16 protein-coding genes are annotated in these 24,877 nt (G+C 62.3%); all 16 read left to right on the forward strand.

The window, feature by feature from the left end:
* Positions 1 to 191 precede the first annotated feature (191 nt).
* Entirely contained in the window at positions 192 to 1,076 is an 885-nt protein-coding gene (locus ACXPUX_RS08845) for a hypothetical protein (protein WP_458827983.1), read from the forward strand.
* 112 nt (positions 1,077 to 1,188) lie between these two features.
* The gene (locus ACXPUX_RS08850) at positions 1,189 to 1,470 is read left to right on the forward strand and encodes a SqdX protein (protein WP_458827984.1); all 282 of its coding nucleotides are present in this window, start codon (positions 1,189 to 1,191) and stop codon (positions 1,468 to 1,470) included.
* A gap of 340 nt (positions 1,471 to 1,810) precedes the next feature.
* A complete protein-coding gene (locus ACXPUX_RS08855; protein WP_458827985.1) occupies positions 1,811 to 2,503 on the forward strand; it encodes a hypothetical protein in 693 nt (230 codons plus the stop codon).
* A complete protein-coding gene (locus ACXPUX_RS08860; protein WP_458827986.1) occupies positions 2,484 to 3,941 on the forward strand; it encodes a terminase large subunit domain-containing protein in 1,458 nt (485 codons plus the stop codon). Before ACXPUX_RS08855 ends, ACXPUX_RS08860 begins: the two co-directional genes overlap by 20 nt.
* Positions 3,942 to 3,956: 15 nt before the next feature.
* The gene (locus tag ACXPUX_RS08865) at positions 3,957 to 6,065 is read left to right on the forward strand and encodes a portal protein (protein ID WP_458827987.1); all 2,109 of its coding nucleotides are present in this window, start codon (positions 3,957 to 3,959) and stop codon (positions 6,063 to 6,065) included.
* 12 nt (positions 6,066 to 6,077) lie between these two features.
* A complete protein-coding gene (locus ACXPUX_RS08870; protein ID WP_458827988.1) occupies positions 6,078 to 6,350 on the forward strand; it encodes a crAss001_48 related protein in 273 nt (90 codons plus the stop codon).
* Positions 6,347 to 7,735, forward strand: coding sequence for a ribosomal-processing cysteine protease Prp (locus ACXPUX_RS08875; RefSeq protein ID WP_458827989.1), 1,389 nt, complete (start codon positions 6,347 to 6,349; stop codon positions 7,733 to 7,735). Before ACXPUX_RS08870 ends, ACXPUX_RS08875 begins: the two co-directional genes overlap by 4 nt.
* A gap of 51 nt (positions 7,736 to 7,786) precedes the next feature.
* Positions 7,787 to 8,818, forward strand: coding sequence for a N4-gp56 family major capsid protein (locus ACXPUX_RS08880; RefSeq protein WP_458827990.1), 1,032 nt, complete (start codon positions 7,787 to 7,789; stop codon positions 8,816 to 8,818).
* A gap of 15 nt (positions 8,819 to 8,833) precedes the next feature.
* Complete coding sequence (locus tag ACXPUX_RS08885) at positions 8,834 to 9,142, forward strand: hypothetical protein (RefSeq protein WP_458827991.1); 309 nt, start codon at positions 8,834 to 8,836, stop codon at positions 9,140 to 9,142.
* Between the two features lie 121 nt (positions 9,143 to 9,263).
* A complete protein-coding gene (locus tag ACXPUX_RS08890) occupies positions 9,264 to 9,650 on the forward strand; it encodes a hypothetical protein (RefSeq protein ID WP_458827992.1) in 387 nt (128 codons plus the stop codon).
* A gap of 1 nt (position 9,651) precedes the next feature.
* Positions 9,652 to 11,553 (forward strand): hypothetical protein, encoded by a 1,902-nt coding sequence (locus tag ACXPUX_RS08895; RefSeq protein WP_458827993.1) that lies wholly within the window; start codon positions 9,652 to 9,654, stop codon positions 11,551 to 11,553.
* 12 nt (positions 11,554 to 11,565) lie between these two features.
* Positions 11,566 to 11,748: a c-type cytochrome gene (locus ACXPUX_RS08900; RefSeq protein ID WP_458827994.1), complete on the forward strand. Its 183-nt coding sequence runs from the start codon at positions 11,566 to 11,568 to the stop codon at positions 11,746 to 11,748.
* Positions 11,745 to 12,347 carry a hypothetical protein gene (locus ACXPUX_RS08905; protein ID WP_458827996.1) on the forward strand — a complete coding sequence of 201 codons (603 nt, stop codon included), beginning with the start codon at positions 11,745 to 11,747 and terminating at the stop codon, positions 12,345 to 12,347. The genes ACXPUX_RS08900 and ACXPUX_RS08905 overlap by 4 nt, the downstream gene beginning before the upstream one ends.
* 17 nt (positions 12,348 to 12,364) lie before the next feature.
* Positions 12,365 to 13,831, forward strand: a complete 1,467-nt coding sequence (locus ACXPUX_RS08910) for a hypothetical protein (protein WP_458827997.1) — start codon at positions 12,365 to 12,367, stop codon at positions 13,829 to 13,831.
* Between the two features lie 11 nt (positions 13,832 to 13,842).
* Positions 13,843 to 15,864: an ATP synthase subunit C gene (locus ACXPUX_RS08915; protein ID WP_458827998.1), complete on the forward strand. Its 2,022-nt coding sequence runs from the start codon at positions 13,843 to 13,845 to the stop codon at positions 15,862 to 15,864.
* Positions 15,789 to 24,818 carry a PBECR3 domain-containing polyvalent protein gene (locus tag ACXPUX_RS08920; protein WP_458827999.1) on the forward strand — a complete coding sequence of 3,010 codons (9,030 nt, stop codon included), beginning with the start codon at positions 15,789 to 15,791 and terminating at the stop codon, positions 24,816 to 24,818. Before ACXPUX_RS08915 ends, ACXPUX_RS08920 begins: the two co-directional genes overlap by 76 nt.
* Positions 24,819 to 24,877 lie beyond the last annotated feature (59 nt).

A 24,877-nucleotide genomic window follows, 5' to 3' on the forward strand; every position in this document is an offset into this window, starting at 1 on the left:
CGTGGCCGGGGGCTTTGGCGACCACAAAAGCATCAGGTAGGAACGGGTGCTGCTGAGAGAAGGCTCGGCGGCAGGCGTTTTGTCTGATACCTTTTTATAAAAAGCGTCCGGGTGGGCGCTTTGGGGAGCTAGTATACCCGTTATTTCTGTGACTGTGTGGGTCACAAAAGAGAGAATTACAGGAGCAGCCTATGCGGAAAAGCTACATCCGGGAAAAGAAGATCCGGTGCGGGGACGAGTACATGGCCGTTGGAGTGTATGCCGTGACGGATCAGGAGCACCGCAAGCGGGGAAAGAAGCGCAAGGAGAGCGACAAGGGGCAGAAGAGCCGGAACAAAGCCGCCAGCATGCGCAGGAAGCAGCGGAAGGTGCTGGCGAATTTTGACAAGCGGGGGTTTTTCCTGACCGGTACATACGAGGACTGCTACCTGCCGGATGACGAGGCTGCTTGCTGGAAGGACGTGGAGAACTACGCGCGGCGGGTAAAGTACGCCACCTGCAAGCGGTTCGGGGTGGAGAGGGAGAAGATCCGGCTGATGCTGTGGGCAGTGCGCAAGGGCGAGACCGGACGGCTGCACATGCACGGCTTTGCCCAATGCGTGGGCATGGGTGAGACAGACCGGCGGGAGTGGCGGGAGATGCTGGAGGATCTATGGCGGCGGCGCATCCCCGGGACGCGGGAGTTTGAGCCGCTGGGCACCATGAACGTGGACCGGATGGACATGAAGAAGCTGCTGGGGCTTTCCGGCGAGGGCAAAAACGGTACGCTGGGGTACATCTACGGCCACAGCTGGCGGCGGTGCTTAGAGACACGCAACCTGATATTGCCCGAGGAACAGCGGCCCAACGACAGCCGGTGGAGCCGCAAGCAGCTGCACAAGGGCTGCACCGACTGTGCGGACTGCGCCTACTGGTGGGAGCAGCGGTACCCGGGCTGGGAATGCGTGAAGGTGATGATCTACGACCCGGGACAGCTGCACGAAAGCGAGGACGCAAGGCCGGGTGGATGGGAAGCCACAGAGCCGCAGGCGTATCTGATCCTGCGGCGGAGAGGGTTTGCGAAAGCTCGCACATGACAGATAAAATTAAATTTTCGCGCGCTTTTTAACGCGGGCGCGCGGAAAGAGAGAAAACTCGGCCGGAATTTGGAAAAGCTGGCGCTGATCGGCGGGAAAGGCAGGGCGGACAGTGACGAAAAAGCAGCGGAAGGCGGTGCGCAGGGCGCTGCGGGAGCCGGGAAGCCGGGCGGCGGGATGGAACGGCGTACTGGAAAAGGCGCGGGCGTACTATGCCCACACAGACCCGGTGTGCTGGGAGTTGCTGCGGCTGCGGTACATGGAGGGGATGCGGGAGGACGCGGTGATCAAGGCGCTGTACATCGGGCGCACCACCTACTACACCAAGGAGCTGGAGGTGTTGAGCACGGTGGGGATCTATGCAGCGCAGGCAGGGCTGCTGCGGGAGGAGTGACCCCGGAGGGACGGGAGAGACTGGGCACGGTTGTGCGCGGTCTTTTTGTGCTACGAAAATGTCTGCAACGGCGAAGACCGCTGCCCCAACCCGGGTTCCGCTAAAATGTCTGCAACGGCGACGACCGCTGCCAGCGGCAGAAACAGGGAGGAGCTGTTGGGGCAGCGGCCAGCAGGCTGCGCGTGCCGCCCAAGGCACAAAGCAGACGCTGGGTGCCGCAACCCGGGTTCCGATGAAACGGAGGACATGAAAATGTCCGTAGTTATTTTGCCCGGCGGGATGCGGTAGACTGAAAGCATAGGGCAAAGGAGGACAGAACCGGCATGGCGGGGCGGAAGTATTGCAGAAACACAGTGCCCGGCAGGCAGGGCCGGGGAAAAAGTATCCGGCGGCGGTGCGGGCAGCGGTGGTGATGGCCATGATCGGCTCAAACTCCATCTGTGCGGTGGCGCGCAAGTACGGCGTGCCGGAGAGCACCATCCGCAGCTGGATGGCAGAAGAGGCCGGGAAGCCGGACAGCGTATTTGCCAAAGCCAGAGCGGAGGCGGCACGGGAGATCGCGGCGCGGGCGGCGCTGGGGGCGAAGGCGCAGATCGGATACTTACAGCAGCGGGTGGCCGAGAACCAGAGGGCTGCCGAGGTGCGGGCAAAGCTGCACCAGAGACTGGACGAGGATGTGCGGGCACGGGACTTTGCGCTGGGCAGCCGCTTGAAAAGCGAGGACGAGGTGCTGGCGGACGCAACCGAAACGGGGCTTGTGGTATACGCAAGCCCGGGCAGCTACGACCGGGAGCTGGACGAGGATGCGCGCAAGGCGCTGGTACAGCAGCTGGCGCGGTACGACAGCATGACCATGAGCGACAAGGATGCAGCCAACGTGGCGGCGGTGCTGCTGACGGCGGCGGCAAACGCGGCGGCGCTGGTGCCGGACACGGACCGGGACAGCGGCCAGAGCGTGCCGACGGTGCTGATGGAGCCGCAGAGCGAGGACGAAAGGCCGGAGGTGGTACTGGATGGCAGCGGGACGGTATAAGAGAAGCATCGTGTGGAAGCCGCAGCCGAAACAGGCTGCCTTTATGCGGCGGTGCGAGGACGAGGCGCTATACGGCGGGGCCGCTGGCGGCGGCAAGAGCGACGCACTGGTGATCGAGGCGCTGCGGCAGGTGGACGTGCCGCACTATCGTGGGTTGATCGTGCGGAAGACCTACCCGCAGCTTTCCGAGCTGATCGACAAGACGATGCAGTATTACAGGCCGGTCTTCCCGAAGGCGCGGTACAACGCTTCCAGCCATGTGCTGACCTTCCCCAGCGGGGCGAAGATCTATTTCGGGTCCATGTTCCGCACGCAGGACAAGTACAACTACCAAGGCAAAGCCTTTGATTTTATCGGGGTGGACGAGCTGACACACTTCACATGGGAGGAGTACAGCTACCTGATGAGCCGCAACCGACCCACAGGGCCGGGCACAGTGGTGTACATGCGGGCAACGGCAAACCCCGGCGGCATCGGGCACGGCTGGGTGAAGGCGCGGTTCATCACGCCTGCCCCGCCCGGCACCCGGATGGTGCAGCTGGTGGACGTGAAAAAGCCGGACGGCAGCGTTGCAAAGCTGCGGCGCACGCGGGTGTTTATCCCGTCTACGGTGTTCGACAACAAAAAGCTGCTGGAGAACGACCCGGGGTATCTGGGCACGCTGGCAAGCTTGCCGGAGGCGGAAAAGCAGGCGCTGCTGTACGGGGACTGGGACAGCTTTAACGGACAGGTATTTACCGAGTGGCGCAACGACCCGGCGCACTACGAGGATCAGCGGTGGACCCATGTGATCAAGCCCTTCCGCATTCCGGCGCACTGGCACATCTGGCGCGGATACGACTTTGGTTACTCGAAGCCCTTCTCGGTGGGGTGGTATGCAGCGGACGAGGAGGGGCGGCTTTACCGCATCAAGGAATTATACGGCTGCACCGGTACGCCCAACGAGGGGCTGCGCATCGACCCGGTGGAGCAGGCAAGGCGCATCCGGGAGGCAGAGCAGAACGACCCGATGCTGAAGGACAGGGTGATCCAGGGAGTGGCAGACCCGGCCATCTTCAACGAGAGCCAGGGCGAGAGCATTGCCGAGATGCAGGAGAAGTACCCGTACTTTGTGACGTGGCGGCCGGGCGACCACACCCGCATTGCGGGCAAGATGCAGCTGCACTACCGGCTGGCATTTGACGCGGAGGGGCGGCCGATGTTTCAGGTGTTTGACACCTGCCGGCATTTTATCCGCACTATCCCGAACCTTGTGTACGATGAGAGCAACGTGGAGGACATTGACACCACGCAGGAGGACCACATCTACGACGAGTGCCGGTATGTGCTGATGGAAAACCCCATCAGTCCCCGGCAGGTACGCAAAGAGGTGGTGATGCGGGATGACCCGCTGGACATGGACGCACACCGCAGCCCCATCCGGGTGATGCGGGTATAAGCAGAAGGAGAAGCGATGACAGGAAGATACGATGGACAGCAGCCGAGCACCGAACAGGACGGGGAAAAGCTGCTGCGGATCATGGCAATGGCCGCGCAGGCGGCCGGGACGCAGCAGAGACCGGCGGACAAAAGACCCGCAGAAGCGAACCCAGGCGGCATGAGCGAGGAAGACCGGATGGTGAGCACCGCGAGACCCGGCACCGGGCGGGATGATGCCATGCAGAGCTTTTTGGGCGATGCGGGCGGGAGCGCACCGGTGAGTGCGGCAGCGGAGACGGTGATCGGGCCGGAGGAGATCGCAAAGGCGGGAGAAATTTTGCAGCGGTACAAGACCGGCAAGGCGGCGCTGGACAAGCGGATCATTGAAAACGAGCTGTGGTTCCGGATGGGGCACTGGAAGAACTACCAGAACAAGATGATGGAGGGAAAGCCGCAGCCTTCCAGCGGGTGGCTGTTCAACAGCATTGCCAACAAGCACGCGGACGCCATGGACAACTACCCGGAGCCGAACGTGCTGCCGCGAGCGGCGGACGACGAGGAGACGGCAAGGGCCCTTTCCAAGGTGATCCCGGCGGTGCTGGAGCAGTGCAACTACGAGCAGGTGTACAGCGACACATGGTGGCGCAAGCTCAAGACCGGCACCGGCGTGAAGGGCATCTTCTGGGATCCGGTGCTGCGGGGCGGGCTGGGAGACATCAGCATCCAGAGCGTGAATTTGCTGATGCTGTACTGGGCGCCGGGGGTGGAGGATATTCAGCAGTCGCCGCACCTGTTCAGTCTGAGCCTTGAGGACAACGAGCAGCTGGTGGGGCGCTTCCCGCAGATGGAGGGGCACACCGGCAAGGGACTGGACGTGGGGCAGTACATCCACGATGACAGCATTGACACCACCGATAAGAGCGTGGTGGTGGACTGGTACTACAAGAAGGCGCAGCCCGGCGGACAGACGGTGCTGCACTACTGCAAGTACTGCAACGGCGTGGTGCTGTATGCCAGCGAGAACGACCCGCAGCTGGCGCAGCGGGGATTTTACGACCATGGAAAGTACCCCTTTGTGTTTGACCCGCTGTTCATGGAAGAGGATTCCCCGGCGGGGTTTGGGTACATCGACGTGATGAAGGACACCCAGACCGCCATTGACGAGATGAACCACGCCATGGACGAGAACGTGAAGCTGGCGGCAAAGCAGCGCTTTGTGCTGAGCGACACGGCGGGGGTGAATGAGAAAGAGCTGGCGGACTTTTCCAAGGACATTGTGCACGTGGTGGGGCGGCTGAACAGCGACAGCTTTATGCCGCTGCAGACGAACGTGTTGAGCGGCAACTGCATGAACTACCGGGATGCCCGGGTGAACGAGCTGAAGGAAGTGAGCGGCAACCGGGACGTGAGCCAGGGCGGCACCACCAGCGGCCTGACCGCTGCCAGCGCCATTGCAGCGCTGCAGGAGGCGGGCAGCAAGCTGAGCCGGGACATGCTGAAGAGCGCGTACCGGGCGTTTGCGAAGGAGTGCTACCTGATCATTGAGTTGATGCGGCAGTTCTACGACGAGCAGCGGGTATACCGCATTACCGGCGAGAGCGGCGGGGTGGAGTATGCCACCTTCAGCGCACAGATGCTGCGCGGGGTGCCCGGCGGCGTTGTGGGCGGGGTGCAGCTGGGCGACCACGAACCGGTGTTCGACATTACAGTGAGCGCGGCGAAGAAAAGCACCTTCAGCCGGCTTTCCCAGAACGAGACGGCGAAGGAGTGCTACCAGTTGGGATTTTTTGCACCGGCGAACGCGGATGCGGCGCTGGCTGCGCTGGAGATGATGGACTTTGAAGGCATTGAGAAGGTGCGGGAGCGAGTGAGCAAGAACGGCACGCTGTACCAGCAGCTGCAGCAGATGGCAGCACAGCTGCAGAAGATGGCCGCCATCATCGACAGCCAAAACGGGACGAACGTTGCCGCAGCGGCAAGTGCAGCCAGACAGGCAGCGGGTGCTGCAGGCGGCGGGAGTGGTGGCAGCACAGACGCAAAGACCAGCACCAACAGCCTGGGCGGTGCGGTGGGAGGCAGCGACAACAGCCTTTCCACGCAGGCAGCCCGGCGGGCGATGGACGTGAACAACCCGAACAAGTAAAGGAGAAAGAACATGGAACTGTACGAGACCATTGAGGGCATGACCAGCACCGACTACCGGGAACGCTTCAAAGCGGAGTACCGGCAGACGAAGATCCGGTACGAGAAGCTGAAGGACTTTTGCAACCGGATCGAGGCGGCAGAGAGGACCGGCACGGAACCGCCGGAACACCGCTGCCCGCTTGACCTGCTGCGGGAGCAGCAGAAATACATGGGGCTGTACCTGAAAATGATGGAGATCCGGGCAGTGATCGAAGAGGTTGCGCTGAAGGAGGAAAAGGCATGATCGAAGCAAGTGTGATGCGCACGGTATGGAACGACGGCAAGACCGGCTACGAGGTGAAGGCAAAGGGCCATGCGGGCGCGGGAAAGTACGGGCAGGACATTGTGTGCGCAGCGGTGAGCTGCCTGATGCAGACCCTTGCCAATGAGGTGGAGGAGGCTGCGCGGGCAGGCCTTGTGGCGCTGGGTGCTGTGGCACACGGTGAGGGCTGGATGCGAGTGGAGGTGACCCCGACACATGAGAGCTGCGAAATGGTGGAAGCATGGGTGGAGCTGGTACAGGACGGACTGGACGCGCTGGCCGAGAGTTTCCCGGAGAACGTGGAGCTTGAGGTGAACATGGTGTTTGCGGACGGCAAGGCACCGGACCCGGCGCAACTGCCGGACATGGTGGACGGGAAGATGAACCTGCAGTATTTCGCTGAGGGCGGCGACGGTGGCGATGCCGGAGAGGGCGGCGCAGAGGCGGCCCCGGCGGTGCAGGAGCCTGCGCTGCGTCCGGCACAGGAGCGGCTGGCGCGGCGCAGCGGTGCGCTGCGGGGAAAGCCGGCGGAACAGCCCCCTCAGATGAGCGGCCAGCCGGAGACGCAGCCGCAGGAAGGTGAGAAGCCGACCGAGGAGAAGTCGCAGGAGCAGAAGGCGGAGAAGACCCCGGAGGAAAAGCGCAAGGCATTTGGGGAGCTGGTGCGGGGCGAGTACAGCGACATTTTCAACGAGGTGATGCAGCAGGCCATCATCAAGGCGGGCGAGGCGGTGCACGCGGACCCCAAGGCGGCTGCCCTGCGGCAGGCGCTGAGCGAGGCATACGGCGTGGACGGCGAGGACGTGGACGGACTGATCGAGGCCGTGAAGAACGGCAAGGTGAAGGACGACGCCTACTACGAGGAGCTGGCGCAGCAGCGGGGCGTGAGCGTGAAGACGGCGCGGGAGCTGGACAAGATGGAGAGCGACCTGCGCAGAGCCAACGAACAGAACGAAAAGCTGCAGGCGGCACAGCAGGAGGCGGCGCGGCAGCGGCGGGCGGCACAGATCCGGGCGCAGTGGGATGCCCAGGCGGCGCAGCTGAAAGCCCAGTACCCGGACTTTGATCTGGGCGAGGTGCTGGCGAACGAGCAGGTGGGCGAGCTGATGCGGCGGGGCGTGAGCTTGCCGGACGCATACCGGGCGGCCTACTTTGACCACATTATGGAGCAGGCTACTGCACGCACCGCCCAGACCGTGGAGCAGGGCGTGACGGCGCGGATCCAGCAGAGGGCGGCGAGACCCGGCGAGAACGGCACCCGCCCCGGCGGCGCGGTGACCACGAAGTTTGACATCAGCAACACCACCCGCCGACAGCGGGAAGAGCTGGAACGCAGGGCACGGCGGGGAGAGAAAATTGTACTGTGATTTCCCACGCGAGGACGTGAGAGAGATAATCCTTTGAAGGAGGACACAAGAATGAAGTGGAAGAAGATGAACCTGCAGCAGTTTGCGGATGCCCACGAGCAGCTGCAGAACACCACCGGCTCCAGCGGTATGACCGCGGAGATGAAGACCTTTTACGAGAAGCGCCTGATCGATCAGGCACTGCCGGCGCTGGTGCATGACCAGTTTGGCGACAGCTACCCCATCCCTGCGAACAATGGCAAGACCATTGAGTTTCGCAAGTATGAGGCGCTGCCGAAAGCGACCACCCCGCTGACCGAGGGCGTGACCCCGGAAGGTCAGGCACTGACCGTGAGCACGGTGACCGCTGAGGTGCACCAGTACGGCGGCTGGGTGCCCCTGACCGACATGGTGCAGATGACCACCATCGACAACAACGTGGTGCAGGCCACCAGCGTGCTGGCGAGCCAGTCCGGCAGAACCATGGACACCATTGTGCGGGATATCCTGTGCGGCGGCACCAATGTGATCTATGCACCCAAGATCGGCGCAGGCGGCGCGGAGACGGCGGTGACCAGCCGTGCAGGTCTGGACAAGACCGCGCAGCTGACCGTGGATCTGATCGATCAGGCAGTAGCGCAGCTGAAGGTGCAGAACGCTGACCCTGTGGGCAACGCGGGCGGCAGCTATGTGTGCATCATCCATCCGTATGCCGCCTATGACATCAAGCGCGACCCCAACTGGGTGGAGGCCCACAAGTACGCAAGCCCCGATGAGATCTTTGAGGGCGAGATCGGCAAGATCAACAATGTGCGGTTTGTGGAGACCAGCGAAGCAAAGATCTGGAAGGGCGCCGGCTGCCCGGAGGGCCTTGCGGTGTTCGGCACGCTGGTGCTGGGCGCACACGCCTACGCCACCACCGAGCTGGAGGGCGGCGGCCTGCAGCACATCGTGAAGCAGCTGGGCTACGGCGACGACCCGCTGAACCAGCGCGCGTCCGTGGGCTGGAAGGCCGTAAAGACCGCAGAGCGCCTGAGCGAACAGTACATGGTGCGCATTGAGAGCTGCTCTGAGCGGTACAGCGCAAAGGCGCAGGCGAACTGAGAAAGGAGAATGAAGATGGCAGAGAAGAAGGCAGCGGTGCAGGCGGAAAAGCCTGTGGAGGACGTGGGCACCGAGGCGGTGCAGGCGGAAAAGCCCAAGACGGAGATCATCCATCTGTTCAAGGACAACGGCCGGTATTCCGGCGCACGCTTTGTGAGCGTGAACGGCGAGGCGTATCTGATCCAGCGCGGTGTGGACGTGGAAGTGCCTGCGGCGGTGGCCGAGGTGCTGCGCCACAGCGAGGAGATGGACAACGCAGCAAATGAGAAGATCGCGGCGGCGGTTGCAAAAGCGCAGGACGTACCTGCATTGCAGCGGCTGTAAGACCGCCCGGCGGCATTGTGCCGCAGCTTGCTGGCAAGTTACCGGCAAGTTAAAACGGATAGACACCCGGTACGGCAGGCACATGCTGTGCCGGGTGTTTTTGGTAGAAAGGAGAAATGATATGACGGCGGGGATGGCGGTAGAAATGGCCGACGGGATGCGGCCGAATAACGACTTTGACGACCAGCTGAAACAGAACTGGCTGCGGGAATGTGATGCGAGGATGCGCAAAACGGTGGTGGAGCGCAGCCAGTGCGGGGACTTTGACGCAATGGGCGCGGACGTGAGCTGGTGGGACGGGCTGGAGTACGACACAGAACTGATGGTGCCGGAGGCCTTTGCGGGGAGCATTTACCCGCACTGGCTGTGCGCACAGATGGATCTGGCACTGGGCGAGACGGCGCGGGCTGCCAACGAGATGCAGCTTTATGCGGACGCGGTGCAGGAGTTTGCGGCGTGGATGCGGCGCACCTACGCACCGGCGGGCGGGGCGCAGTGGAGGTACTGAGATGCTGGACGGGACGAAGTTGAATGTGCTTTCGGGCGCAAGGCAACTGCTGCGGGCGTTCGGGGGCTTAAACGAGACCTACGGGTGCAGCGAGGCGGAGCTGAGCGAGGGCATGAATTTTTCCAGCCGGGGATACCCGGCATTACAGACGCGGAAGCCACGGCGGCGGGTGCGGCAGATGCAGCGGATGAACGGAGCATACCATTTGAACGGAATGCTGCTGTGCTGCGGCACGGGGCTGGAGTACACGCCGGACGATGGCAAGGAGACCGTGGTGCTGGAGAACGTGCTGACCGATGACCGGAAGGAACTGGTGGGCATGGGCACGCGGGTGCTGATCTGGCCGGACAAGATGAGCTTTGACACCGAGACAGGAGAACTGAGCGCACTGGGCGCAGCATGGGCGCTGGGGGACAGCGAGGTGTATGTGTACCCCTGCGATGCGGAGGGCGGTACCTACGAGGGCGTACCTACCGGGGAGACAGAGCCGGAGAGCCCCAAGGACGGGCAGCTGTTTTTAAAGACCGGCGAGAGCGGGAAGGTGTATGCAAGCGACGGCGTGCTGAAAAGGTACAGCGAGAAGGCCGGGAAGTGGGTGCAGATCCTGCTGGAATATGTGAAGATCGTGGTGCCGGAGCTGAAGGGTGTGATCCGCACCGGGGACACGGTGACGGTGCAGGGCGTTCCAGCACAGGTGCGGGAAGCGCTGGGCGGGCTTATAGGGGACAAGGTGGTGCTGACGGCGGTGGACAAGGACGCAGAACCTTTTGCCCTTGTGATGGCCATGGAGCGCACTGGGGTGACCGAGCAGTTTTACGGCAGCTGGGTGCTGCGGCGCGGGCAGTGCACATGGCGCAGCGAAGATATGCTGCGCACCGAAAACGAGAGCACCGGGGAGAACATGACGCTGGAGCGGCGGGTGCCGGAGCTGGATTTTGTGACCGAGTGCGACAACCGGGTGTGGGGGTGCAGCAAAAAGGAGAACGTGATCTACGGCTGTGCACTGGGCGACCCCACCAACTGGTACAGCTATCAGGGCACGGCAGCGGACAGCTACGCGGTGACCGTGGGCAGCGACGGGCCGTTTACGGCGGCGGCAAGCTGCCTTGGGTATGTGCTGTTTTTTAAAGAAAACTGCATCCACCGGCTGTACGGCACAAAGCCCAGCGAGTACCGGCTTTCCAGCGTGCGGTGCCGGGGCGTGGCGGCGAACGCGGGGCACAGCCTGTGCGTGATCGCGGAGACGCTGTATTACCTTTCGACCGACGGGGTGATGGCGTGGGACGGCAGTTTGCCGGTAAAGGTCTCGGCGGCGCTGGACCCGGAGCGGATGCAGAGCGTGGACTGGACGGCGGCGGGATATCTGGACACGCGGTACTACCTGTACCTGCGGCAGAAGAACGACCCGGCGGGGCGGCTATTGGTGTACGACACCGAAAAGGGAATGTGGCACGAAGAGGGCGCGGTAGGCCGGGAGATGGCAAGCAGCGGACGGCAGCTGTACCTGTGGGACGGAAGCAGCCTGTGGGCGGCAGAACCTGACCGGGAGGCGGACAGCGACCCGGCGGCGCTGGACGTGGTGCAGTTTGAGGCGGTGAGCGGCGACATTGGCATGAGTGTGCCGGACGACAAGTATGTGAGCCGGGTGACGCTGCGGATGGACGCAGAGGGCACGGGGGTCGTGACGCTGGCGGTGAGCTATGATGGGGCACCCTTTGAGAAGGTGGCAACGTGCGCGGCGAAGGGCAGCCACGAGAGGCTGAACCTGCCGTTTGAGCCAAGACGGTTTGACACCATGCGCATCCGTCTGACGGGCAAGGGACAGATGACCCTGCGCAGCCTTGCGCTGACGCTGGCAGACAGCAGCGGCGCACGGGTGCAGGGGGCAAGGCCGAGAAAATAGGGAGGAGAAGCTATGGCAAGTTTAGCGGGGCTGAGCGGCATAGCGATGCCGCAGTTCGGGGACAAGATGGACCCGGAGGATGCAAGGGCACTGAAGAACTATTTATACCAGCTGACCGAACAGCTGGAATATGTGCTGACGAACCTGAGCGGGGAGAACATGAACGAGGAATTTTTGAAGAAGGTGGAGAAATGAGCAGACTGAGCGAGGCCAAGACGGAGCTGGAACGGTACGAGCAGACAAAGCCCGGAGCATACCAGAGCCAGTACCAGCAGAAGATCAACGATGTGACCGGGAAGCTGGAGGGACTGGGCGAGTTTGACTATGACCCGGATGCGGACACGGCCTACAAGCAGTATAAGGACCAGTACAGCCGCAACGCCCAGAAGGCGAACCGGAACGCGCAGGCCAATGCGGCGGCGCTGACCGGAGGGTATGCCAGCAGCTACGGCACGCAGGCGGGGCAGAACGCCTACGAGGCCACCATGGCGAACTTAGACGACGTGCTGGACGGGCTGTATAACCAGAGCCTTGGGGCGTACAACGCCAAGAAGAGCGGACTGGAGACGGAGCTGGCGGGGCTGCAAAGGGCAGAAAGCAGCGCAAGACAGACCTACCAGCAGAACCTTGACAACTGGAACGAGGGGCTTGCGTACCGGCAGAACGAGTACGACAGCGCCTACAATGAACAGCAGCAAAAAACGGCAAACGGCATCCAGACCGCAACGAATGTGGGACAGATGATCGCGACCGCTGCGCCGTGGATCATTAAGGCCATTCTGGCGCTGCTGTAAGAAAGGAAGGGTGGAGCATGAGCACGATGAAGAAGCTGAAGAACGCAAAGGACAGGCTGGCACAGGCCGAGCAGGAAGTGCCCGGCGCATACGAGAGCGCGTACACCGGGCAGGTGAACGATAGGCTTGATAAGATCGGCGGAATGAACGACACCGGCGTGACCGACGCGGCGCTGAGCGAGGCGTTCCAGAGTTACCGGGACAAGGTGGCGGGGAACGCAGCGGACAGTGCAGCGGCAGCGCTGGGCACGGCGCAAGGCCTTAGCGGCGGGTACGGCACGGACTGGACGAAGAGCGTGGTGAACCAGACGGCGCAAGACCAGACCGCCAGCGCGGGCACGACGCTGGCCGAGCTGCGCAGCAAGGCACTGCAGCAGTGGCAGAACGAGCTTGCGGGAAACACCGACATGGTAAGCACCCTGCTGGGGCAGGACAGCATGGAGCGCAGTGCGGCGGCGCAGGACACCGCCAACGCCCAGAGCTGGCGCAACTACCTGTACGGACGGCTGGGACAGGCGCGGCAGGAGAACAGCGACTTTTTGAGCAATGCGTGGAACATCATCAAGGGCATTGGCAGCGTGGCGAAGGCCGGGTATGACGGGTACATGGGGTACACGCAGATCAAACTTGCCAACGAGGTGGCAGGGCAGCAGCAGGCGTGGGAAGCCTTTGATGCGGGAGACCCGGAGCGTGCAAGACAGATCCTGAAAACATACGATCTGGACGAAAGCATGGTGGACACCTGGAAGGAAAACTACACAGCCCAGCAGAACCGGGTGAATACGATGAATCAGGCAGTGACCTTCCTGAAGGCGGGCAGCCCGGACGCGGCACGGACGACCCTGACGCAGGCGGGCATGGATACCGCTATTGTGGACAACTGGCAGGGACTGAGCGATGTGGACAAGGAAAAGCTGGACTATCTACTGTCGGCGATGGATGCCGAGGACAAGTACGGCAACGACACGGGCGTACAGAGCCTTTTGCAGATGGCGGGCATCGACACGGGGAGCATGGACTACTCTGACACGCTGAAGCAGAAGGACATCGGATGGCAGGTGCAGTTGCAGCAGGCACTGAACAACGCGAACCTGCAGTACCAGAAGCAACAGTACCAGATGAAAAACCAGTATGGCAGCAGCGGGAGAAGCGGAAGAAGCAGCGGAAGCAGCTCTTCCGGCAGCAGCGGGTATGGCGGGCTGCAGTACAGCTCCAGCAACGTGACAAGCATGATGAATAAGCTTGCGGGCATGAGCCAGAACGACCCGATGTACAGCATAATTCTGGGTGAACTGCGCAAAGCCGGGGTGGATGTGGACGGCGAACTGGGCACCGGCATCACGACGAAACGGATGCAGGTGGCGGCAAATGCGGCGCAGGGACAGCAGAGCAGAGGCTCGGACGAACAGACCATTTACAACAGCCTGCGGTTGCAAGGATACTCTGAGGACGAGATCGCATACGCGATGGGTACGCTGAAATAAAGGAGAACGCTATGGCAGTGACAAAAGCACAGATGGCGCAGTGGAGCCGCAATTACGAGGGAAAGTACAAGGATAAGAAGAACGAGGACAGCTACCACCCGGCGCAGACAGAACCGGCTACCAAAGAACAGATGAACCGGTGGGAGGAAAACTACCAGAAAAAGCAGAACGAGGAAAACAGGGTAAGCAACCGGATGGCGCAGAGCCGGAGCGGCAGCGGGGTGCGGACGGCTGTGGAAAGCCCCTTACAGACCCGGGTGCAGCCGCCGCAGGGCAGCACGGATACCCGCTGGATGAGCGGCGGCACGCGGCAGTTGGGGACGCTGGACAGCAAGAAGCTGGCGGACGAGGTGCTGGACAGCGTACTGGGCACGCCCACTGGCAGCCCGGTAAAGACCGACCGGCAGGAGGACTACGAACCGGACTGGAACTATGCGGGCGGGGACAACACCCCGCAGCAGCGGGCACAGGCAGCCAATGCCGTAAAGCGGGACGACTTTGACCGGTGGAACCTGTGGATGGACGCGGACGAGCGGCACCGGGAGCTGGTGGACCTGATGCGGCAGAAAAAGCAGGACTACACCAGCTACGCCCAGCAGGGAACCAGTGCCAGAGCGCCCACGGTGGGCGCGGGCGGCGGCGCATACACCAGCTATGCCCAGAGCGGCACGAGCCGCAGCGCGGGCAGGGAGAAGGAGACGAAGGCAAAGTACACGGACGCGCAGCTGCGGGGGATGGGGTACAGCCAGCAGGAGATCGACAAGGCGCGGCAGTACTTGACCGAGTACACGGCCTACAACCCGGCGGAGGTGTTTGTGCGGCGCGGCGCGGACACGGCAAAGGGCATTGCGGCAACGGTGGCGGCAGCGCCGCTTCTGGTGGGTGAGAACCTTGGGGTGAGCATCTGGAACGAGATGGAGACCCGGAAAAACTGGAAGGCGCTGCGGGAAGAAGTGCGGGGGGATACACGGCAGGAGAAGCTGCTGGGAATGCTGACCGGCGGCAAGACCACCTACGCCCAGCAGGGCAGCACGGCAACGAGCATGCAGCCGTACACCGACGCAGAACTTTTGGAAAAGGGATACACGCAGGCGGAGATCGACACCATGCGCAGCCGTATTGCGGGGACAAAGGTGGCGGACAGCGTGGACAAGGACACCCTTGGGTACAAGCTGTATGACTATGGCCAGCGGCACACGGCGGCGGCGCAAGCGGGCATGACCCCGGCGGCGCGGACTGCCATGGGCGTTGTGAGCAGCGCGGCGGAGAACCTTGCGGCGGCGGGCGTAAGCCCGTATCTGGTGCTGCCGGTGCTGAGCGCGCAGGGCGCGGCAGAGAGCATGGGACAGAGCGTGGAGAAGAACGAGAGCGCAGGCAGAACGCTTGCCACCGGACTTGCAAAGTTTGGCGCGGGATGGGCCATCAACAGTGTGGGCGCGGCAGACCTTGCACGGAGCATGGGCGCGGACTATGCAAAGGACACGCTGGCGGGGCAGATCGCGGACTGGGTGCGCGGCCTTGGAGGGGACAGCGCATTCAAGCGGAATTACCCGGCGGTGGCGGCTGCACTTTCCGGCGGTGTGGACAACGCGGTGCAGGCCTTTGTGGAGACCTATGCAGACACCGCCATTGATGCCGTACTGGGCGGGGACACGGAAGCGGCCGAGGCGCTGTTGAAGCCGGAGACCTTTGTGACCGCCTTGCAGAGCGGCCTGACCGGCGGCGCGTCCGGTGCGCTGGGCGGTGCCGTGGGCACGGGGCTGGGCGCGATGAGCAAGCGGCTTGAGTACAAGGAGAACGGAGCGGATGCCGCTGCGCCGGTGCAGGGGACGGAAACTTCCGCACCAGTGCCCGCTGGCGAGCAGCAAGACCCTCTCACCGTTCCCGTCCGCCAGTCGGCGGCGCGGGAACGGAGCTCCCCGAAGGGGGGAGCCTTTCCCAGAGGAATGAGACTGCGGTGGATGATGACCCGGCAAAGCATACCACGGCACAGAATGCCAGAATTGCAGAATACAAGGACAGCGCAGACTTAAAGCTGGCAGAATATGTGGACAGGGTGCGGGCAGGCGAACAGCCGGCACCCTACATGGTGACGGAAACCAGCGACCGGATGCGGGATGCCATGCAGCAGCTGACAGGGCTGGACAAGGTTGGCAGCGTGACGATGATGGATGCCAATGCGGTGCGGCACATCACGAACCGGCACGGAGGCGGGGACGGCAGCGCAGATGCCACCATGAAGGAAAGCGCGGACGTGGCGCGGGCCGGGTATGTGCTTGACAACTTTGACAATGCGTATCTTTCCAACAGAAGAGCAGAGGGCTATTTTGACAGCAAGGGCAAGCGTGCACCCATTGTAATCTTTGAGAAAAAAATAGACGGCTCCCACGTGATCGTGGAAGCCGTTACAGATACGAAAAAGAGCAGAAATTATATTGTTTCGGAATATTTGTCATCCGTGGGAGTGCCGGAAAAAGAAATAGCGAAAGCTCTGCGCCCCCCTATGGATGCCGCCGAAAGCGACCCCAGACATACGTCCGAAACGTTAAACGCAGTTACTTCCGCTATTCCGATGGCAGAAGCTGTGCAGTCCCCCGTGAGTGCCGTTGCCGACCCTGAGGCGCACGTCCGAAACGTAGCTGCAGATCCTTCCGCTGGTACTACTGTACCACAGCGGGATGGACAAGTCAACGTGGAAAAGGCCGGGGAAAGTGTGGAAACTGTGCAGCCGGTACAGGCCGGGGAAGCAGACACGACCCAGAGCGGCGCGCTGCGGGAAACCTACGGACTGCGGCAGCAGAGCCTGACCGAAAAGCAGCGCAGCGTACAGCGGGAGCTGAGCCGGTGGAAGGTGAGCCGGGGCGCGAGCGAGACCATCAGCCGGATGGTGCCGGACAGCATTACAGACCTTGACCGGTATACCTCGGCGGCGAGCTGCATGTACCGGCTTGGACAGATGGAGGGGGTAAAGACCTTTGACAAGGCGCTGGAGCTGGCGGGCAGCACCAGCGGACTGGCGGCCTTTACAAACTACGTTATGCAGCAGCCCGGCGGCAAAGAGGCTTTGCGGGCGGCGTGGACGCAGGGGCAGGGCGAGACCGAAGCGGCAGGCGGGCTGGGCGGTGCGCTTAGCAGCCAGAGCACCAGCGGCGAAGGCCGGGTGATCTGGAAAGGAAGCCTGCGGACGGCGGACGAGATGGCAACCCAGCTGATCCGGCTGAACGCGGCGGGCACCGGCACGGATGCCATTTTGCAGAGCGTGCTGCGGGGACCGGACGGCGCACCCAGCAAGCTGGCAAAGGCGTGCGTTGACACCGAAACGGCACAGATCTATTTTGGAGACCGGAGCGAGGATGTGTTCGGCACGATCCTGCACGAGGACTTTCACTGGTACAACGCTTTGGACGCAGAGGGCGCAAAGGCGCTGATGGACATGGCGCTGGAGTACATGGCAGAGAGCGCGGGCTATGAGAAGGTGGACGGCATGATCCGGGACAAGATGCAGGATTATGCAGCCCAGAACCTGACCTATGAACAGGCGGCGGAAGAGCTGGTGGCGGAAAGCTGGAGCGGCATTTTTGAGACCGTGGAGGACGTGACCCGGTGGGCACAGTTCCAGCGGGAGCAAGCGGACAAAAACGCGGGCAAGGCGGGCACCATTACCAAGGCCGTGAACGCGGTGAAGGAGCTTTTGAGCAGCATCATCAGCAAGGCAAAGGAGATTTTGAACAAAGACCCGGAGAACCCGGCGGCGCTGCACGCAAAGAACCTTGCCCAGGCGCAGAAGAAGGCTTTGCAGGATGCCTATTTTGCACACGCAGAAAAGGCGATGGACAACCTGCGGGCGGCAAAAGAAAACGCCGCTGCCATTGAAAGCAGCGGCGCGGCGAAGGGGGTGCGGTTTGAGATCAGAAAGGATTCGGCGGGAGAAACGTACATCCAGATCGACGAGGATATTCTGAAAGGTGTTCCGCAGGAAAACTGGAAGTCTGTGGTGAAGCAGGCAATCAAGGAACGATTCCCGGATGGCTTTATGCGGAACGGATGGAAGATCCTGAACCACAAAGATGGGCGCAATGAATTTGTACGGTCTAAGTCCTCGAAGGCGTTGCAGTGGGAAAACCCGGCAGCCTATGCAGACAAAATGCGGATGGCGGCAAATCTGGACGAGATCATTGCAACGGCAGACGAGGTTTACCGCGAACCGGCTAACCACAAAAACGCAGAGGCATTCAACCGTGGGAAAATTAAGATCCGCGTGGGGGCAAACGCATACGAGGCGGATGTGCTGACCGCCATCAAGACAGACACGCGGGAGATCTTTTATGATATTGTAAATATTGAGCCCACAAAAATAAAGCCCTCTGGCGAAACCCACGTAGAATCCGAAGATTCAAGGAGTAGACAGCCAGAGAGCTTTATGGAGACTTCCGGTGGTACCCACGTAGAATCCGAGGATTCAAGGAGTAGATTGCCGGAAGTCTCTAACAAGAGTATAGCACAGGATGCTGCCGAAAGCAAGGGAAACAATGCAGCGGTGCAGAAAACAGTGCGGTTTGCGCTTAGTGCGCCGGTGGAGGTGGACGGCCAGAAGGAGCTGGTGGCGGTGCACAACCTGACCGAGCAGAACCTGCGCGAGGCGTTGCAGCTGGGCGGGATGCCGTCGCCGTCCATTGCGGTGGTGAAAGCCCGGGAGGGGCACACAAAGTACGGGCCGGTATCGCTGGTATTTGGCAGCGACACTATTGACCCCATGGTGGATAAGGCAAACCGGGTGTACGGCGCGGATGCGTGGACCCCGACAAGGCCGGGCGTGGAGTACGAGGTGCACGCGGACAAGGCAAGAGCGCTGAACGCTACGCTTGCACAGCTGAGCCGCCAGACCGCTGGGGGAGAATTTGCCCGGGGCAATGTCATAACCGGAACGATGGACATGGAAGTGTCCAGAAAGAGCCCGCAGCAGATCGCGGAGGAGCTGGCACACAGCGATGCGGTGAAGGCTGCGTATCTGGCAGCGCAGGGTGAAGACGTGGATGTTGTGACGAAGCAGGAGCAGCGGTTTACGGAAGAACAGAAAGCCAGAAGCGAACGGATCATCGAGGCGGTAGGCGGAGAAGATGTGCTGCGGGATATTGTGGAGACGGATGCCAAGAACGGCAACCACGACAAAGCAAATGCTGTGCTGCAGGCGGTGAAGGAGGCAGAAGAAGTGAACCGCCTGATCCCGCCGAAACTGTACCTGTGGTTAAAGAGGGCGTACGAGTATCTGGATGCCGGAAATGAGCCTGCAAAGATGGTAAAGGACACGGATGCCATGCGACAGGCTTTGCAGCAAAAAGCTCCGGATGCAAAGGTGGAACAGTGGCTGCTGCCGCAGGTGGAGAAGACCTTGGGCAGAAAGGGCATCTACAACGGAAAGGAGATCTACACCCGGAACGGAAACCGGAGAAGCTTTGCGCAACTGCACAACCCCTACACGCTGGAGAATCTGGTGAATGCCATGAATCAGGAGCAGGCCAGGGGCAAGGGCGCATGGGGGCTTTCGGCAAGGACGCTGCTGAGCACGGCGGCGGCAGAGTACAAAACACTGGACGAGGTGCGGGCGGACAAGGACCGGCTGCAGCAGATGCCGGAGGCGGAGTACGAGAAGCTGCTGGAGGATGCGGACGGACAGATCGAGAAGATCGTGCAGATGCTGCGGCGCAACGGCGGCTATACAGAGCGGGAAGTGCTGGGCGAGATCTTGCTGCGGGCGGCGCAGGGAAAGCACACGGCCGCAGCCATCGGCAAGGCGTTTGCAAAAGAGGGTTACATCATCAGCAAGGACGCGGCACAGAGGATCCTTGCGTTGTACAAGGATGTGGCGAAGATACCGACCGGGTACTTTGAGGCAAAGCCGCAGCGTGCGGTGGGCTTTGACGAGGTGCGGGCGGCGATACTGCCGGACAATGCAAGCGAAGAACTGGTGCAGCAGCTGAAGGATGCCGGGGTGCCGGTGCAGCTGTACAAGGCCGGGGACGATGAGGCGCGGACGGCGCTGCTTAACAAGGTGCCGAATGTGCGCTTTGCGCTGGCGCAGCAGGCAGACCGGGAGGCAAAGGGCAGCGACCAGCGGCAGGCCAGCAGAGCCATTGCGGACAAGGCGGCAGCGCTGGACACGCTGGGACAGTTCTTTGGGTTGACCCGGGGTGTGAAGGTAAGCCGGGACAGCTTGGAGGGGCTGGCGGTGCGGTGGACCCGCACCAACGGAAGCAGGGCTGACCGGACGAAGCTGGCAAACGAGGCGCAGGTGCTGGTGGAGTACCTGAAGGCTGAGGGCGCAGACATGAGCAAGGCGCAGGCGCTGGCGGAAACGCTGGCGGGCGAGGTGCTGGACGGGGCGACCTACCGCAACAGCGAGCTGTGGGACGAATACCCGGAGCTGCACAAGCTGGAGTACACGGTGAACAAGACCGGCGCGGCGAAGGCAGAGCTGGTGCGCCGGTACGGCAGCTGGAGCGAGGCGGTGGCCGAGGCACGGCGGCACGGCGTGACCCTGCGGCAGGCCGAGGGCGTGCGGGACGGCAACCCGGCGGAGCAGTACGAGAGCATTGTGAACGATGTGAGTGCGGCGGGGTATGTGCGGGACGGCGCGCGGGCGCTGTGGAAAAGCGCTGCGGAGCAGGCCGGTGTGGACGGTGCGCTGAGCATGGAGAGCACCGAGTGGCTGGACGTGCTGATGAACCTGCATGATGCCATTAAGCCGAAGATGATGAGCCGGTTTGCGGACGTGGCAGAGTACGAGGATGCCCGGGTGGAGCTGGCGGGCCGGATGCTGGGCGACGTGATGAACGTGCCGGAGATGACCGACGCGGAGGCCATTTTTGAGGGCATCATGCAGCACAATATGCAGGTGGCCAGAGCCGCAGCGGGCACCGAGGAGCGGGCTGCCGAGGTGAGCCGGGAGCTGAAGGGTATCCAGAAGGGGCAGAAGGCGCTGTTCCGGGAGAAGCTGGCGCAGAACCGGCGGGATGCAGCGCAGCACGCAGAGGTGCAGAAGGCCAAGGCGAACGCGAAGGCTGAAAAGCAGCTGAACGACATTTTGGAGACGCAGGGCGTGGACATTACGAACCTTGGCGACCTGAATGAGAAGATGACGGTGTTGCGGGAGAGCTATGAACGGCAGTGGAAGGAGGAAAAGAAACGGCTGAAGGCGGAACGGCAGGAGATGCTGGACGAGGCGAAGCTGGAAGTAAAGCGGCTACGCAGCGAAAAGAACGAGCTGGCATGGCAGCTGCGGCAGGAGACCCGGCGCGCGGACACGGCGGAGTATTCGCTGATCGTGCAGGAGAACGAGATCGCCGAGTGGGAGGCAGAGAGCGAACGCAAGCGGGAGTCTTTTGCCGAAAAGCAGGCGCAGCGGAATGCCCTTGCCATTGAGGCGGCGCAGCAGCAGCGGGACGAGGACATTGCGGTGGCGAAAGCGCTGGCGGAAAAGCGGGTGAAGAAGGCGCGGGAAGGCCGGGAGATGGACAAGGTGCGGCGGAGCGTACAGCGCAACGCAGCGGCGCTGAACCAGCTGGTGCTGCGGCCGAGCCCGGGCAAGTATGTGCAGCAGAGCCTGATCGTGCAGGCAGCCGAGGTGGCGAAGCTGGCAAATCAGGCAGTGCTGAACGACCGGACGGTGAACCGGCTGACGGCGCTGCAGGACAGCATCAACCGCTCGATGGGCACGGACAGCGCACCAACGGCCATGACCGAGGACTGGAAGAAGAGCGGGGTGCCGGTGCTGATCCAGACGCTGCGGGAGGATATGACCGCTGCGAAAGAGGCACGGCTTGCAAAGCTGCGCGAGCAACTGGCGGAGGCTGAGTCGCTGCCGGAGGGCGAGAAGGCAGAGATGCTGCGCGACCGGCTGAAAGCACGGATCCGGGACACCGAGAACCGCACCTACCTGCCCCTGACGCTGGAGCAGATGCGGATGCTGAATGCCATTACCAGCAGCACGCTGCATGTGATCCGCACCGCGAACAAGACGCTGAGCCTTGCAAAGGCGGAAGAGGTGGACAAGATCGCCGTGACGGCGGCGGGAGAGGTGCAGGCCAGCAAGGGCAACCACCCCGGCGGGGCGCTGGACGGGCTGCACAACCTGCTGACGAAGTACAACCTTGACATGCTGGGCGCGGAGCGAGTGTTCCGCATGATCGGCGGGTATGCCAAGGACGGACAGATGGAGAAATTGGCGCGGATGCTGAACGACGGACAGCGGCGGCAGACCGAGATCACCATTGAGGGCGAGAAAAAGTTCAGCAACGTGACCGGTAAGGAGCACCTGAAGGAGATGGCAGAGTTTGCAGGCCCGGGAGCGAAGCTTGTGGACATTGGCCTTGTAGACAGCAAGGGCGAGGCGGTGCCGCTGACCCATGCACAGCTGTGCAGTCTGTACATGCACTTACAGAACAAGGACAGTGTGGAGCACCTGATGACCGGCGGCATGGTGCTGCCGGATGCAAAGCTGTACAGTGCGGGGGACATTGAGCAGGCGTACCAGAAGGGGCAGACCGTACAGCTGGGTATGCTGAAGGACGCACAGGGCAACCCCATGCCGGACAGCGTACTGAACACGGTAGAGGCGGCGCTGACCGACTACGACCGGGCGTGGATCGAGGACATGAAGGAGTTTTTTGGCAGCTACACCACGAACCTGATCAACGAGACCAGCATGCAGCTGCTGGGGTACAACCGGGCGCAGGTGAAGAACTACTACCCCATTGCGGTGGACAAGGGCGTGCTGGCGACCCAGATCGAGGGACTGAACCTTGACGCAACCATTGAGGGACGGGGCTTTTTGAAGAACCGTGTAAAGAGCAGCAAGCCCATCTTGCTGGAGGAGTGCAGTAGCGTGGTGCAGCGCAGCCTGCGGGACACGGCGGCGTATGCGGGCTTGGCGCTGCCGATCCGGGATGTACAGAAGGTGCTGAACAGCAACGTGGAGACCGCAGACGGGCTGGGAAACCTGAAGAACAAGATCATCAAGGAGCAGTGGGGCAAGGGCACGGTGGACTACATCAACGACCTGCTGACCGACCTGCAGACCACCCAGCGCAGGCGGGACAACGGCGTGAGCCGGATGGCGGCGCGGCTGCGGGGCAACTACGCGGGCGCGGTGCTGACCTTGAACCCGGGAGTTGCCATTGCGCAGGCGGCGAGTTTACCAACGGCGGGCGCAGTGCTGGGCATGGATACCATGGCGGCGGTGGTGCCCTTTGTGAAGAACCTTTCGGCAAAGCAGAGGGCGGCGCTGGAGGAGGAGATCACCCAGCACGGGGACGCGCTGCTGGAATGGCGCAAGCGGGGCAGCCAGCGCGGAGAGCTGGCGAGCATTGGCAAGGACGGAAGCCTTGCAGAGAAGGCCATGGACAGGCTGCCAAAGGCGCTGACCGGGTGGATCAACGGGATGGACGAGATCACGGTGGCGGCGCTGTGGGAGGGCAGCAAGGCCTATGTAAAGAACCACCCGGCGGAGTTCAGCGCAGAAGCAGCCAAGGCGGGGAGCGAGGAATACTGGAAGGCGGTGAACGAGACCTACCAGAAGGTGATCGAGCGCACACAGCCCAACTACACGGTGATGCAGCGGGCGGGCATCCAGCGCAACCCAGACGAGTTTGTGAAAGCGTTTACCATGTTTACGACCCAGCGCTTCCAGAACTACGGCATTTTAGCCGATGCGGTGATGGACTACAAGACCCAGAGCGCGCGGTACAAGGCGCAGCAGAGCGCGGAGAACCGAGAGCAGGTGCAGCGGGCAGGCAAGCAGCTGAACCGGGCGGTGGTGAGTCAGGTGACGCAGACGGCGGTGTTTGCACTGATGAAGATCGGCGCGGACTTTTTGCTGCACCGGTGGGAACGGGAGCAGGACGAAAACGGAGACGTGACGCTGGAAAGCATGCTGAAGCGGTTCACGGCGCTATTCACCGAGAGCGCGGCGGGCAACTTTTTGTTTGGCAGCGAGCTGTACAGCGCGGTGGACAATGCCATAAGCGGCAAGGACTACGACGTGGTGAGCGCTACGAACATCAGCGCGGTGAACGACCTGATGGGCGATGTGACAAAATGGTTTGCAGAGTGGCGCAGGGATACAAGAGGGATGACCGAGGCGCAGCTGGCAGCCCACGAGGACAGACTGCACACCCGGACATTTAACCTGATCGAGGACGGGATGGAGATCGCGGGCGTACCCTACGGCAACGGGCGGAAACTGGTGGACGCGGTGCAGGGGTACTGGGACGACATCCAGACCGTGGCGCGGGGCGGAAAGTTCAGCTTTAACGCCCTGCCGGAGAGTGCCACCGGACAGTACGACCGGCTGTATGAAGCCTACACAAACGGCGACACCGGCGAGGCGCAGGCGGCCATGGAGAAGCTGAGGGCCATGGGCAAGGAGAGCGAAGTGTACAGCCAGCTGAAAAGGCGGCTTGTGCAGTACGACCCGGATGTGCTGGAAGCAGCGCAGGCGCGGAACAACGGAAATAATGCGCGGCGGGAGCAGCTGACGCGGCAGGTCATCCGGGAAATGTACGAGACCATGGGCATTGACCAGAGGGCAAAGGTGGACGCAGCGAAGCGCGAGGCGGTGATCGACATGGTGACCGGCGCGGTGGAGCAGAAGGGCGACACCCTTTTGAAGGGCGACAGCGAGAGCGTGACCGATGCACTGGAGCAGGCGCTGGAGAGCATGCGGGCAAAGGATGCACAGGAGGAACTGGACAGGCTGCTGCGGGCTGGCAAGAGCCTTGGCAGCGTGAAGAGAAAGATCACCGCAGTATGCAAGCCGGAGTATGTGGCGGGCAGCGAATACGACCGGACACAGCTGTACGAGATGCTGCTGGCGCTGCGGGATGCGGATAATAACCCGCTGTACACCCAGAAAACGCTGGACGGCTGGGTGAGCGATGCCGAAAAGAAGAGCAAAGCACAGACCAGCGACCCGTGGGCAGACCTGCGGTAAAGACAAACAATAACAAACAAAGACGCACACCCCGGCGGCGGAAAGGCTGCCGGGGTGTT

This window comes from Faecalibacterium sp. PGM34, assembly GCF_054456555.1.

Excerpts from the sequence above, each read along its gene's own strand:
- ACXPUX_RS08845 (WP_458827983.1), top strand. The coding sequence starts at position 192 with ATGCGGAAAAGCTACATCCGGGAAAAGAAGATCCGGTGCGGGGACGAG.
- ACXPUX_RS08860 (WP_458827986.1), top strand. The coding sequence starts at position 2,484 with ATGGCAGCGGGACGGTATAAGAGAAGCATCGTGTGGAAGCCGCAGCCG.
- ACXPUX_RS08865 (WP_458827987.1), top strand. The coding sequence starts at position 3,957 with ATGACAGGAAGATACGATGGACAGCAGCCGAGCACCGAACAGGACGGG.
- ACXPUX_RS08870 (WP_458827988.1), top strand. The coding sequence starts at position 6,078 with ATGGAACTGTACGAGACCATTGAGGGCATGACCAGCACCGACTACCGG.
- ACXPUX_RS08875 (WP_458827989.1), top strand. The coding sequence starts at position 6,347 with ATGATCGAAGCAAGTGTGATGCGCACGGTATGGAACGACGGCAAGACC.
- ACXPUX_RS08880 (WP_458827990.1), top strand. The coding sequence starts at position 7,787 with ATGAAGTGGAAGAAGATGAACCTGCAGCAGTTTGCGGATGCCCACGAG.
- ACXPUX_RS08885 (WP_458827991.1), top strand. The coding sequence starts at position 8,834 with ATGGCAGAGAAGAAGGCAGCGGTGCAGGCGGAAAAGCCTGTGGAGGAC.
- ACXPUX_RS08890 (WP_458827992.1), top strand. The coding sequence starts at position 9,264 with ATGACGGCGGGGATGGCGGTAGAAATGGCCGACGGGATGCGGCCGAAT.
- ACXPUX_RS08895 (WP_458827993.1), top strand. The coding sequence starts at position 9,652 with ATGCTGGACGGGACGAAGTTGAATGTGCTTTCGGGCGCAAGGCAACTG.
- ACXPUX_RS08900 (WP_458827994.1), top strand. The coding sequence starts at position 11,566 with ATGGCAAGTTTAGCGGGGCTGAGCGGCATAGCGATGCCGCAGTTCGGG.
- ACXPUX_RS08905 (WP_458827996.1), top strand. The coding sequence starts at position 11,745 with ATGAGCAGACTGAGCGAGGCCAAGACGGAGCTGGAACGGTACGAGCAG.
- ACXPUX_RS08910 (WP_458827997.1), top strand. The coding sequence starts at position 12,365 with ATGAGCACGATGAAGAAGCTGAAGAACGCAAAGGACAGGCTGGCACAG.
- ACXPUX_RS08915 (WP_458827998.1), top strand. The coding sequence starts at position 13,843 with ATGGCAGTGACAAAAGCACAGATGGCGCAGTGGAGCCGCAATTACGAG.